This is a genomic window from Pseudomonas veronii (assembly GCF_001439695.1).
Classification (GTDB): Bacteria; Pseudomonadota; Gammaproteobacteria; order Pseudomonadales; family Pseudomonadaceae; genus Aquipseudomonas; species Aquipseudomonas veronii.
Genome location: NZ_JYLL01000003.1, coordinates 118129 through 131530 on the forward strand (window position 1 = coordinate 118129; position 13402 = coordinate 131530).

Annotated in this window: 10 protein-coding genes; 4 read left to right on the forward strand and 6 right to left on the reverse strand. The window is 63.6% G+C overall.

Annotated elements, in window-relative coordinates; genetic code table 11:
* Nucleotides 1–120: 120 nt before the first annotated feature.
* The 6 genes from TU80_RS04865 to pilG form a co-directional block, all read right to left on the reverse strand.
* Nucleotides 121–576, reverse strand: a complete 456-nt coding sequence (locus TU80_RS04865; protein ID WP_017844993.1) for a chemotaxis protein CheW — start codon at nt 574–576, stop codon at nt 121–123.
* Nucleotides 569–6388 carry an Hpt domain-containing protein gene (locus tag TU80_RS04870; protein ID WP_057003951.1) on the reverse strand — a complete coding sequence of 1940 codons (5820 nt, stop codon included), beginning with the start codon at nt 6386–6388 and terminating at the stop codon, nt 569–571. Before TU80_RS04870 ends, TU80_RS04865 begins: the two co-directional genes overlap by 8 nt.
* Nucleotides 6389–6550: 162 nt before the next feature.
* Entirely contained in the window at nt 6551–8602 is a 2052-nt protein-coding gene (locus TU80_RS04875) for a methyl-accepting chemotaxis protein (protein WP_046381764.1), read from the reverse strand.
* Nucleotides 8599–9123: a chemotaxis protein CheW gene (locus tag TU80_RS04880; RefSeq protein ID WP_046381763.1), complete on the reverse strand. Its 525-nt coding sequence runs from the start codon at nt 9121–9123 to the stop codon at nt 8599–8601. Before TU80_RS04880 ends, TU80_RS04875 begins: the two co-directional genes overlap by 4 nt.
* Nucleotides 9124–9135: 12 nt before the next feature.
* Nucleotides 9136–9501, reverse strand: coding sequence for a twitching motility response regulator PilH (gene pilH, locus TU80_RS04885; protein WP_017844997.1), 366 nt, complete (start codon nt 9499–9501; stop codon nt 9136–9138).
* 46 nt (nt 9502–9547) lie between these two features.
* The gene (gene pilG / locus TU80_RS04890; protein WP_010564379.1) at nt 9548–9955 is read right to left on the reverse strand and encodes a twitching motility response regulator PilG; all 408 of its coding nucleotides are present in this window, start codon (nt 9953–9955) and stop codon (nt 9548–9550) included.
* Nucleotides 9956–10194: 239 nt separating this feature from the next.
* Between pilG and gshB the strand changes: the two genes are divergently transcribed.
* From gshB to ruvX, 4 genes are all read left to right on the forward strand, one after another.
* A complete protein-coding gene (gene gshB, locus TU80_RS04895) occupies nt 10195–11148 on the forward strand; it encodes a glutathione synthase (protein WP_057003952.1) in 954 nt (317 codons plus the stop codon).
* Nucleotides 11149–11225: 77 nt separating this feature from the next.
* Nucleotides 11226–12131, forward strand: coding sequence for an energy transducer TonB (locus tag TU80_RS04900; RefSeq protein WP_017844999.1), 906 nt, complete (start codon nt 11226–11228; stop codon nt 12129–12131).
* A 197-nt stretch (nt 12132–12328) separates the two neighbouring features.
* Complete coding sequence (locus TU80_RS04905) at nt 12329–12898, forward strand: YqgE/AlgH family protein (RefSeq protein WP_017845000.1); 570 nt, start codon at nt 12329–12331, stop codon at nt 12896–12898.
* Nucleotides 12898–13335, forward strand: coding sequence for a Holliday junction resolvase RuvX (ruvX, locus tag TU80_RS04910; RefSeq protein ID WP_005792259.1), 438 nt, complete (start codon nt 12898–12900; stop codon nt 13333–13335). Before TU80_RS04905 ends, ruvX begins: the two co-directional genes overlap by 1 nt.
* The last annotated feature ends 67 nt before the right edge of the window (nt 13336–13402 follow it).

Below are 13402 nucleotides of genomic sequence, written 5' to 3' on the forward strand. Positions count from 1 at the left end.
CCAATCCAGGCAAAGAACTTGCCTACATAAACAACATTCAATTCTGACATCAGTGCGCTCAACGCTAACCTGTGTGGGAGCAAGCCCCCTCCCACATCGGGATCATCGCAAGGCTTATGTTCAGGCCAGGCCGGATTCAACCAGCAGGGCTTCTAACCCCATCAAATCCGGCACTTTCGCCACATGCTCCCCCACCTGCACCGCCGCCAGTTCCAGCGGGCACAGCGGCACATCCACGTAGCTCAACTGGCTATCGAGTTTGTAGGAGCGGGGAATCCCCTGGATCACCATCGCAATGAACTTCAATGACGGCCGCCCGCCCAGGGCGTTCAGCACGACGATGCGCGAGCGCTCGCCGGTCACGCTGGCTTCACCGCAGGCCGCTTCGAAGCTGATCAGCGGCAATTGCCGGTCGCGCCAGGTCACTTGCCGCAGGTACCAGGGCGGTGCGTCGCTGGCCGGTTCGCCGCGCTGGAAGTCGATCAGTTCAGCGATGGCGACATTGGGCAGCACCAGGTGGCGGTCGGCCAGGGGCAGGAGCAGGCCGGTGAGTTGGCTGGTGCGGTGGTCAAGCATGGGACTTGCTCCAATAGGCGATGCTTTCCAGCAGCACCGACTCCTGATACGGCTTGCCGAGGTAGTCGTTGACGCCGATGGCCATGGCGCGGTCGCGGTGCTTCTGGCCGGTGCGGGAGGTGATCATGATGATCGGCAAGCGCATCAGCCGTGGGTCGTTGCGCACCTGGATGGCCACTTCGAAACCGTCCATGCGCGGCATTTCGATGTCCAGCAGCATCAGGTCCGGGGTGTGTTCTTCCAGCACGGCCATGGCGTCGATGCCGTCCTTGGCGGTGAGGACGTTCATGCCGTTGCGCTCGAGCAGGCGGCTGGTGACTTTGCGCACGGTGACCGAGTCGTCCACCACCAGCACCAGCAGCGGGCGCTTTTTCAGCGGCGCGTTGAGCAGCAGCGGGACATCCACCACCTGCGCCGGCAAGGCCGGTTGCCGGGCGCGGATGTGGGCGAGCAGGTCGATGATCAAGACCACGCGGCCATCGCCGAGAATGGTCGCCCCGGAGAGCCCCTTCACCCCGGCAAACTGCGGCCCCAGGCCCTTGACCACGATTTCCCGGCTCCCCGCCATGCTGTCCACCTGCACCGCCACGTGCCGTTCGTTGTACTGCACCAACAGCACGGGAAGCGGTTGGTACTGGCCCAGCAGTTTCGGGCGGGCGACCGTGTGCAGCAGGTCGCCGAGGTAAAACAGCTCATAGCGCTGGCCGGCGTATTCATAACGCGGCGGGTCCAGTTGATAGTGCCCTTCCAGCTCATGGGGCAGCACACGCACCAGGCCTTCGATGGTGTTGAGCGGCATCGCGTATTGATCGTCCGCGCACTGCACCATCAGCGCACGGTTGACCGACACGGTGAACGGCAGGCGAATACGAAAATGCACGCCCGCCCCCGGTATCGAATCGATAAACATCGAGCCGCCAAGCTGTCGCACTTCTTCATGCACCACGTCCATGCCCACGCCACGCCCGGAAATCTGGGTGATCTTTTCCGCGGTGGAGAACCCCGGCTGCAGGATGAACTGCAACACGTCATGGTCGCTGATCTCTTGATCAGCGGCGAGCAGGCCGCGCTTGATCGCCTTGCGCCGTACCGCATCGAGAGACACGCCGGCACCGTCGTCGCGCAGGTCGAAGACGATATCGCCGCCTTCGTGGGTCAGGTCCAGGGTGACGCGGCCCTTCTCGGGCTTGCCGGCCAGCAGCCGCGCCTCGCGGGACTCCAGGCCGTGATCGACGGCGTTGCGCAGCATATGTTCCAGCGGCGCGACCATGCGTTCCAGCACGTTGCGGTCCATCTCGCCCTCGGCATTGCCGACCACGAATTCCACGTCCTTGCCCAACTCCTGCGCGACCTGGCGCACGATGCGCTTGAGGCGCGGCAGCATGCGTTCAAAGGGCACCATGCGCGTTCGCATCAGGCCTTCTTGCAATTCGGTGTTGATGCGCGCCTGTTGCTGCAACAGGTCGTGGGCATCCTGGTTGCGGCGTTCGAGGGTTTCCTTGAGGTCGAGCAAGTCGGAGGCAGACTCGAACAACGCCCGGGACAGTTGCTGCAACTGTGAATGACGGTCCATTTCCAGCGGGTCGAACTCGTCATAGTCCAAGCGCTCGGCTTCGGCCTGCTGACGGCTGAAGAGGCGGCCCTGGGTTTCGCTGTCGAGCCGACGCAGTTGGTCGCGCATGCGCTCGAGGGTGGTTTCCACCTCGTTGAGGGCAACCTGCGCGTCGTTGACCTGCTGTTCGATTCGGCCACGGAAGATCGAAGTTTCACCGGCCAGGTTGACCAGGTCGTCCAGCAGGTCGGCGGAGATTTTCACCATGTCGGCCGTCGGTTCGACAGCCGCTTCGGCCTTGCCCGTCACCAACGCCACCGCCGCCACCGGCTCATCGCTGGGGTGGACCAGGCTCTTGATGCGCTCGATGAGTTTGTCCACCGAGCCCACCGGCAAGCCCGCCGCCACCGCATCGATCATCTGCGCCAGGCGGTCGTGACAACCTTGCAGCAAGGCGAACAACTCGGAGGACGCCACGAGCAAACCGGAGGACAAGCCTTCGTAGAGAAACTCCAGCTCATGGGCCAAGTCGCCGATCGGGCCGATCTCGACCATGCGCGCACCGCCCTTGAGGGTGTGCAGGTCGCGCAGCAGGGTTTCGACTTCCTGGCGGTTATGGGGCTCAGCCTGCCAGCGCAGCAACGCCGCGCCCGAGCTGTCGAGAATGTCGGCAGCTTCTTCGAGGAAGATATCCAGCAATTCAGGGTCGATGCCCAAGGTATGCGCGGTCGCGACCGGCGCCGTGGGCGAACCGCTGTGGCGCAACGCCCGGACTTTGGCGATCAACTCACTGGAATCGCTCAGCGCCTGATGCTCTTGTAGCTGATCCAACTGCAACGCCAAGTGCTCATGACTGGACATCAGTACCTGGGACAGCTCGCCGGAATAGCTGTAGCGGCGGTCCGCCAGGCCTTCGTAAAGGCCTTCCAGCTCGTAGGCAAGGTCGCCGACCGGCCCGATTTCGGCCATGCGCGCGCCGCCCTTGAGGGTGTGCATATCGCGCTGCAACGAGGTCAACGGCGCTACGCCCTCGGGTTCCAGCAACCAGCGCTTGAGGGATTGCCCGGCGCTGTCGAGGATATCCACGGCTTCTTCGAGGAAGATCTCGACGATCTCATCATCTACCACCGCGTGCCGATCCAGGCGGGCCGTCGCGGCGCCCAGTTCGGAGATGCTCAGCGCACGGCTGCCGTCGCTTTTGATCAGGCCGGTGGCGGACGGATCGAGGGCGCCATCCAGCAGCTCGCGCAAGGCTTGCATGCGCGTCGGGGCCGGGCTGATTTCCTGGCCGGCGGCCAGTTCGTCGAGCATGTTGATCAGCGCTTCGTGGGCCTGTTCGGCCTCCTGGAAAAACCGCTCGCTGACCGCCAGGCTGCTTTCTTCCACGGCGCCGTAAAGGTCGAGCAGGGCTTCGCACAGTTCGTCGATGGCGTGCAGGTCGGCGAGGTGCGCGCCCTGCCCCAGGGTAGTCAATTCATCCAGCAGCGCAGTCAGTTCCTGGCGTTCGCCGGGGTGTTGTTGCCAGCGGCGCAGCAGGCTTTCGGCGTCGAGCAGGATGTCCATGCCCTGGGCCAGGAAGTTGTTGATCAACTGCGGATCACGCTTGATCCGCAGCCCGGTGCTCGGCGCTTCGAGCTGGGCTTGAAGCTGCTGATCGAGCAGGCTTTGGGTGCGACCGATCAGGTCGGCGGCCCCTTGGATCGGCATCAGCGGGTCGCCGTTCAACTGGCGCAAGCCCCGTTGGAACAGGCCCTCGGCCTCCAGCAGCAGTTCCACTTCATCCAGGTCCAACGGCAGGCGGTGGGCCTTGTACTCGCGGGTCAGGTGATCGAGCGGGCGCGCCAGTTCGGCGATCGGCAGCACGCCGGCCATGTAAGCGCTGCCTTTGAGGGTGTGCAAGGCGCGTTGCAGCTCATCGCTGACTTGCAGCGGCACATGCTCGGCGGCCTGGCGCAGGAAATGGTTGAGGCTGTCGAGGTGGCTCTGGACTTCGTTGCGGAAGATCTCCAGCAGCATCGGGTCATGGGGTTCGGCAGCCGCCACGGCAGTGCCGCTGGCCAACGCGTGGGCGCGCGCGGCCAGGGCGTCGACCGCGTCCCGCTGGCGCTGGGCACCGGCGGCGAAGTCGGCAATCAGTTCCGGCAGCAGGGCCACTGCTTCATCCAGCACCTGTTGCACCTCGGGGCCGGCGGCCACGCTGCGCTCCAGCACGCGGTTGAGCAGGTTCTCGACGGCCCAGGCCAGTTCCGCCAGCACCAGGGCCCGCACCATGCGGCCGCTGCCTTTGAGGGTGTGGAAGGCTCGGCGCATTTCGCCGAGGGCGGTTTTATCGACGCCGCTCGGTAGATGGTGGTGCAGCACCTCGAGGACTTCGGCGGTCTCTTCGAGGAACACTTCACGCAGTTCGTCGTCGATCGGCTCTTCACCGGCCGGCGGCGGCAGCAGGCTGCCGGGGCGTTGCAGGGCGGGCGGGTTCAAGCGCGAAGCGGGATTGGCCAGCGCGTCGAACTGGGACTGGCTCGGCGTGCTTTCGCTCGACAGCGCACCATCCGGCGCCACCAGCGCCTGGCGCCAGGGCTTTTCGGCAGGCAGGTAACCCAGCGCGGCCAGGCCCCGGGTGGCCAGCTCCAGCACCCGTTCGCCAGCGGCGTCGGGGTCTTGGAGCATGCGTTCCAGGTAATACTCCAGGCCGCTGATCACGTCGGCGAAATGCTCCAACTGCTCTGCGGACGGCACTGCGTCGTTGATCATCAGTTGTTCATCGACGTAATCGGTGCAACCGCGCATCAGGCTCGCTGCGCGTGGCAGTGGAATCATCGCCAGGGCGCCGCGCACCTGGCTCAACAGCTCCGGCAGGGACTCCAGGCGCTGGCGCTCCCACTGGGCGTCGATGCAGTCGATCACCAGCTCTTTGGCTTGCTTGAGGCACTGGCAGGACTCGCGGATCACCAACTGATGAATCTGCGTCAGGTCGGTGGTGGGCAGGCGGCTTTCTTCGCGGTTTTCCGGCTCGACCGTGCCCGCCATCCCGGCCAGCGTGGCTTCGACGTAGAGCAACGCGCCGGCGACATCCATCAGCACCGCATCGTTGGGTTCGCGCTGGCCCTGGGCCAGGCTCAACACCACCGCAAGCTGGTCGATGATGACTTTGCGCGGCTGGCCAAAGCCCAGCACCGCGAGGGTATCGGCGATTTGCCGCAGCGGCGCCAACAGCGCATCGAGGTCGCTGGTATGTTGACGGTCGCTGCGCACGAACAGGTCGAGGCGTTCCTTGACCCGCACCAGCTCCTCGCACAACGCGCCGAGCACCGAGCCCATCGCATTGCGGTCCGGCCCGGCCAGGCGCGCCCGTTCGGCATCGACCACGGCGCTGTCGGGCAAGGCTTCATCGAGGCCGTAGCGTTCTTTCAGGCTTTGCATGCGCGGCGTTGGCCGGGTGACTTTGGCGACGTAGAACAGCAGGCTCTTGAGCAGTTCATCTGGCGCCGGCTGGTTGATGCCGCCAATGCCCTGGACGAGCAGGCGCTTGAGTTGCTTGTCGCTGGCCTTGAGCAGGCTGCGCAGCGCCGGGCTGTTGGCGATCACGCCGGTCAACATGCCCTCGACCAGCGCCGAGGTGACTTGCCACAGCGGCAACAGCGGCGCGCCCTGGCACAGCGCTTCGAGGCGGGCGAAGACCCGCGCCATGTCTTCCAGGTTGCTCGGGCCGTGATCTTCGCGCAGCAACCCGGCCAGGGCTTGTTGCAGCAGCAAGTGCCACTGGCGCACCTGCTCGTTCAGGTCCGGCGGCGCGCGTTGCGCCAGCGTTTCTTCGGACAACGGCGCAATCGACAGCAGTTGCGGGCTGAACAGGCTGGTTTCGGACAACAGGCTTTCGCCGCGCGCACTGCGCAGGTCGTTGAGCAGCGGCAACACCACCAGCGGCAAGTCGCGGCGCGCGCTGTGGATGCGGTCCAGGTACAGCGGCAATTGGCCGAGGGCTTGTTGTAGCAGGCGGATGCTTTCATCGCGCTGGCTGACGCGCCCGGCCTGCAGGGCCAGAGCCAGGGCTTCGATTTCTTCGGCGAGCAGCGCCGCGCCGTAGAACTCGACCATTTGCAAGGCGCCATGCACTTGATGGATGCACGCCAGGCAGTCGCCGAGGGTGTCGTTGTCGGTGGTTTCGACAAACGCGTCCAGCGCCGAACGGGCCTGTTTCAGGGTTTCGGCAATGTCGCCCTTGACCCATTCGAGGGCCACGTAGTCGTGCCGATCAACCATAACTGCTCCGCTTAGAATTCATGAGTTGCTGGTGTTCTTGAAACAAAGAGCGAGATCACATGTGGAGGGGGCTTGCTCCCGATGACGGTGTATCAGTCACCTGATTCATTGACTGACCCACTGCCATCGGGAGCAAGCTCCCTCCCACATTTGGATTGCATTTCAATCATCAGCCTGCTTAGCAGCCGGGAGGGTGAAGCCCGATACTGAGCGGCGCAGCTGGCTGGCCATTTTCGCCAGGTTGCCGATGCTCTCGGCGGTGGCGGTCGAGCCCGATGAGGTCTGGCTGGTGATCTGCTGGATGACGTTCATGGTCAGCGAGATCTGCCCCGCCGACGACGTCTGTTGCTGCGCCGCGTTGGAAATACTCTGGATCAGCGCCGCCAGGGTTTTCGACACGCCTTCGATCTCTTCCAGCGCCACCCCGGCGTCCTGGGCCAGCCGTGCGCCGCGCACCACTTCAGTGGTGGTCTGTTCCATCGAGATGACGGCTTCGTTGGTGTCGGCCTGGATCGCCCGCACCAGGGTTTCGATCTGCCGCGTGGCCGCCGAGGAGCGCTCGGCCAGGCGTTGCACTTCATCGGCAACCACCGCGAAGCCGCGCCCGGCATCCCCGGCCATGCTTGCCTGGATCGCGGCGTTGAGCGCAAGGATGTTGGTCTGGTCGGCGATGTCATCGATCAGGCTGACAATGTCGCCGATCTCCTGGGACGACTCGCCCAGGCGCTTGATGCGCTTGGCGGTGTCCTGGATCTGCTCGCGAATGTTGTCCATGCCGTGGATGGTGTTGTGTACCACTTCATTGCCCTTGTTGGCGATTTCCACCGAGCGCTCGGCCACCGCCGAGGATTCAGCCGCGTTCGCCGACACCTGATCGATCGACTGGGCCATCTGCTTGATCGCGGTGGAGGCCTCGGCGATCTGCTGGGCCTGATGCTCCGAGGCCTGCGCCAGGTGCATCGCGGTGGCCTGGGTGTCCTGCACCGCGCCGGCGACCTGGCCGGCGGTGAGGTTGATGGTAGCGACAAGGTCGCGCAGTTGGTCCACGGAATAGTTGATGGAGTCGGCGATGGTGCCGGTGAAGTCTTCAGTCACCGAGGCCGTCACGGTGAGGTCGCCGTCGGCCAGGTCTTCGATTTCATCCAGCAGGCGCATGATCGCGTTCTGGTTGCGCTCGTTCTTCTCGGCGGTTTCCCGCAGTTGCTGGTTGGTGGCGCGGACCATCACCAGGCCGATCAGGATGATCGAGGCCAGCGCCAGCAAGCCCAGCACATAGCCGCCGATCGTGTCGAAGCTGCGCCCGCCGGCGAGGTTTTCAAAGCCGGTGGCCAGGTGCGAGGCTTCATCGAGCAGGGTTTGCGAGAGGTTGAAAATATTGCTCGCCGAGGCCCGGACCTGGAACAGTTGCGGCGAGGTTTCGAGGATCTCGTCCACGGAGCCGGAGACAAACTCGAACAGTTCGGCGATTTCCGCCAGGCGCGCCCGTGCGTCGTGGTCCTCGACCTGGGTGATGCGCAGCCCGGGGTTGCCCTGGAGCATGCCGGTGAGCACCTGGCCGAAGCGGTTGGCATCGCGGCCAAAGGCATCGGCGGCCTGCGCGGCGGTTTCGTCACCGGCCAGCACGGTGTTGACCGCCCCCAGGATCCGCTCGGCCAGCAGCGACTGGCGCTGGGCCAAGGCCACCTGGCTGGCCGGGGCGCCGCGTTGCAGCAGGATATCCACGACCTTTTCCGATTCCATCTGCAGTTGCGGCACGGTTTCGGCCAGGGTTGCGGCAACTTGATGCAACGACAGCACGGTCTGTTCGCTGGCGAGGATCGCGTCGGTGTTTTTCAGCAGCGCTTCCCAATCGGTCTGCACCGCCCGCATCTCTGCACGTACCGCACTGGGCGCGGCGGGCAGGCCGGTGTCCGGGTCGCCCTTTTTCAGGTAACCCCAGCGCCGGGCAAAGTCATTGCGCGCTTCCGCCAGCAACTTGAACGCCGCGGCCTTGCCGGCGGCGGCTTCGGTGGCGTTCTTGGCGATACGCTGGGACAGCACCCGCAACTCACCGGCGTGGCCGATGTACTGCTTGTCGTAGGTGGACTGGGTGTTGAGGTACGCGAAGTTGGCGAACAGCAACATGATGAACACGATCAGCGCAATAAACAGCACGATGATCTGCGAGCGGCTGCGTGAGCCTGCCTGGGGTTTGGGCGTGGTAGCGGTGGTCATGCGGCAACATCCATGAAGCCAGGGGCCTGGGCCAGAGCGAAGGGGCTGAAGACCTGCCACTGCTGATCAGCGTCGAACCGGCCACTGATAAAGGGCACGCCGGGGGTGGCGCTGGGCAACAAGGCGTCTTGTGCGAAATGCTGCATACCCACCACCTCGTCCACCAGCAGCCCGATAAATATGTCCTGGTATTCCACGACCAATACCCGCCGCTGCTTGTCTGCCTTGGACAGCGCATGGCCGAGGAACCCGCCGAGATCCATCACCGGCAGCAGGCGCCCACGCAGGTTAGCGACTCCTCTGATCCAGGTCTTGACCCCGGGCATTAAAGTGCAGCGCGGCTCATGCAGCACTTCGGCGACTTCGCGCATGGGCGCGACAAACCACTGTTCGCCCACGCGAAAGCCGATCCCGCTCCAGCCTTGCAGGCGGGTTTCCTGGGACGGCAGGTCAGCGGCCAGCAGGCGACAGCGGCGGTCGATGTCCAGCAGCAGCTCGAAGGCGGTTAGCGACTCGGTCATGATGGCGTGCCGTCAGCGGGCCAAGACCTTGTTCAGGGTGGCGATCAGCGTGGCTTCGTCCACCGGCTTGGTCAGGTAATCCTTGGCGCCCTGGCGCGCGCCCCAGATTTTGTCGGTTTCCTGGTCCTTGGTGGTGATGATGATGATCGGGATGCCATTGGTTTCCCGCTCCTTGGACAGCTGGCGGGTGGCCTGGAAGCCATTGAGGCCCGGCATCACGATGTCCATCAAGACCGCGTCGGGCTTTTCCTGGCGGGCCAGGGCCACGCCGTCGGCACCGTTTTCCGCTTTCAAGACCTGATGACCGTGCTTTTCCAGCATGCCGGTCAGTTTGTACATTTCGGTCGGCGAATCGTCGACGATCAGAACACGTGCCATGGTTTTCCCCACTACATTGGAAGACGCACGCCCTTGTGAGGTTGCGTCAGTGTGCTTGTTCTACTGCGGCGAAACCCGGCACGTAGGCCTTGATCGCGCCCAGCAGTTCTTCCTTGCTGAAAGGCTTGGTCAAAAACTGATCGACACCGACGATACGCCCCTTGGCCTTGTCGAACAGGCCGTCCTTGGAAGACAGCATGATCACCGGGATCGACTTGAACGCCGGGTTGTTCTTCACCAGGGCGCACGTCTGATAGCCATCCAGGCGCGGCATCATGATGTCGACAAAGATAATGTGCGGGTGATGATCCACAATCCGGGCCAGGGCATCGAAACCATCGATGGCCGTGATGACATCGCAGCCCACGTTCTTCAACAGGGTTTCGGCGGTGCGGCGGATCGTTTTCGAATCGTCGATCACCATCACTCTCAAGGCGTTGGAATGCTGTTCCATATCTGCTCTACCATCGCCACAGCGAATCGGTTTTCGGTGTGTACGGCCTGATACTGCCCAGGATGAGCGTCACAAGCCTTGGAATTCAGGGGCTGCTGCGCCGTGGCAGTCTTTTTAGCACAGTCTCGTGGAGCAATCTATCGAGCGACCCGCCAGGTGGTTTTTCCTTGACCCACAACAGTCGCAGCGCCACTCTGACGCCACTTTTATGCGCCCTAATTTGCTAGAGGAAATCCCCCATGAGCGTTCGCGTCGGCATTGTCATGGACCCTATCGCCAGCATTTCCTATAAAAAGGACAGCTCGCTGGCCATGCTCCTGGCCGCCCAGGCCCGCGGCTGGAGCCTGTTCTATATGGAACAGCGCGACCTTTACCAGGGCGGCGGCGAGGCGCGTGCGCGGATGCGTCCGCTCGAGGTGTTCGCCAACCCTGAAAAGTGGTTCGAGCTGCAAGACGAAATCGACAGCCCCCTGAGCGACCTGGACGTGATCCTGATGCGCAAGGACCCGCCGTTCGACATGGAATTCGTCTACTCCACCTACCTGCTGGAGCAAGCCGAGCGCGCCGGCGTGCTGATCGTCAACAAGCCGCAGAGCCTGCGCGACTGCAATGAGAAGCTGTTCGCCACGCTGTTCCCGCACTGCACGCCGCCGACCGTGGTCAGCCGCCGCGCCGATGTGCTGCGCGAATTCGCCGCCAAGCACGGCGATGTGATCCTCAAACCGCTGGACGGCATGGGCGGCACCTCGATCTTCCGCCACCGCGCCGGCGACCCGAACCTGTCGGTGATCCTCGAAACCCTGACCGCCCTGGGCACCCAGCAGATCATGGGGCAGGCTTATCTGGCGGCGATCAAGGACGGCGACAAGCGCATCCTGATGATCGACGGCGAACCGGTGGACTATTGCCTGGCACGCATCCCGGCAGCCGGCGAGACCCGCGGCAACCTGGCGGCCGGCGGTCGTGGCGAAGCCCGGCCTTTGTCGGACAAGGACCGCTGGATTGCTTCCCAGGTCGGCCCGACCCTGCGGGAAAAAGGTTTGCTGTTCGTAGGCCTCGACGTAATTGGTGAACACCTCACCGAAATCAACGTCACCAGCCCGACCTGTATTCGCGAGATCGACAATGCATTTGGCACGAACATCGGCGAAATGCTGATGGCCGCGATTGAGCGCAAGCTACAAGCCAAGTGACATAGAACAGCCGGACACCCGCCAACATTGCGTTATCATGCGCCACCTGTGAAACACGCGATGTTGGTTTTCTTGTCATGACACTCCCGTCCGATCTGCCCTTCGAACCCTCCCCCAGCGGCGTGCGCCCGGCTGATCGGCTCGGATTTACCCTGTTTCTCGCGGCATTGATCCACCTGGCGCTGATCCTCGGCGTGGGTTTCACCATGGTCGAACCCAAGCAAATCACCAAGACCCTGGAAATCACCCTCGCCACGTTCAAGAGCGAAAAGAAGCCCGAGAAGGCCGATTTTCTCGCCCAGGACAATCAGCAGGGCAGCGGCACGCTGGACAAGAAAGCCGTGCCCAAGACCACCGAAGTGGCGCCGTTCCAGGACAACAAGGTAAATAAAGTCTCCCCGCCACCGACGCCCAAGCCCGAAGTCCCCCAGGCCGCGCCCAAGCCTGTGGTGACCACCGTCGCGCCGAAACCGCAAAAAGCCGCGACCCAGCGCGAGAAAACCAAGACCGAACCGCGACCCGAGCCCGTCAAGCCGGCGCCGACCTTCGACAGCTCGCAGCTCTCCGACCAGATCTCCAGCCTCGAAGCCGAACTGGCCAATGAGCAACAGCTGTACGCCAAGCGCCCGCGCATCTACCGCCTGAACGCGGCGTCCACCATGCGCGACAAAGGCGCCTGGTATAAGGACGAGTGGCGCAAGAAGGTCGAGCGCATCGGCAACCTCAACTACCCGGACGAGGCCCGCCGCCAGCAGATCTACGGCAATTTGCGCTTGCTGGTGTCGATCAACCGCGACGGCACGTTATATGAAGTGCAGGTACTCGAATCGTCCGGCCAGCCGCTGCTGGACCAGGCCGCCCAGCGCATCGTGCGCCTGGCCGCGCCCTTTGCGCCGTTCAGCGGCGACCTGAACGACGTGGACCGCCTGGAAATCATCCGCACCTGGCGGTTTGCCAAGGGCGATCGCCTGTCCAGCAACTGATAACCCCAATCAACACCAATCACTGTAGGAGCGAGCTTGCTCGCGAAAAACTTGAGAGCGACGCGGTTCTACCTGGAGCACTTCGTTATCGTTGGCGTTTTTCGCGAGCAAGCTCGCTCCTACAGAAAAGGCGGCGGCGCTGTATTCGGATCACTCCCAGCTTGTCAGTTCGCCCCTCCAACGCCACACTAGCGGACATGAAAAATGTCAGCCCGACCTACCTCAAGCACCAATTCCTGATCGCCATGCCCCATATGGCCGACCCGAACTTTGCGCAGACCTTGACCTACATTGTCGAGCACACGGCCAATGGTGCCATGGGGTTGGTGGTGAACCGCCCGCAAGAGCTGAACCTGGCCGATATCCTCGAGCAACTGCGCCCGGAGATCGACCCGCCAGCCCGCTGCCAGGGCGTGCCGATCTATATCGGCGGGCCGGTGCAGACCGATCGCGGCTTCGTGCTGCACCCGACCGGGCCGAAGTTCCAGGCCACGGTGGACCTCGACGGCGTGTCGCTGTCCACATCCCAGGACGTGTTGTTCGCCATTGCCGACGGCGTCGGCCCCGAACAGAGCGTGATCACCCTCGGCTACGCTGGCTGGGAAGCCGGGCAACTGGAGGCCGAGCTGGCCAGTAACGCCTGGCTGACCTGCCCCTACGATGCCGACATTCTGTTCAACACTGCCGCCGAGCTGCGCCTGGACGCGGCCGCGGCCAAGCTGCGGGTCAACCTCAGCCTGCTGACCAGCCAGGCGGGGCACGCCTGATGGCCTTGCGTCTGATCCTCGGTTTTGACTACGGCACCAAACAGATCGGCGTCGCTGTCGGCCAGGTCATCACTGGCCAGGCCCGCGAGCTGTGTACCTTGAAAGCCCAGAACGGCATACCGGACTGGAACCAGGTCGAAGCCCTGATCAAGGAGTGGAAGCCCGACGCGGTGGTGGTCGGCCTGCCCTTGAACATGGACGGCACCCCCAGCGACATGTGCCTGCGCGCCGAAAAGTTCGCGCGCCGCCTCAACGGCCGCTACAACCTGCCTTTTTATACCCACGATGAGCGCCTGACGACCTTCGAAGCCAAGGGTGAGCGCCGCGACCGTGGCGGGCAGAAAGGCAGCTACCGCGACAACCCGGTGGACGCCATCGCCGCGGCCTTGCTGTTGCAGGGTTGGCTGGATGAAAACACCGCGTTATTTGAATCCTGACTGACGCGGCTTGCCGCGTCTTTTTACGTTTGAGCCCGGTCCTTGCTGGCAACCCCTGCCGTGCAAG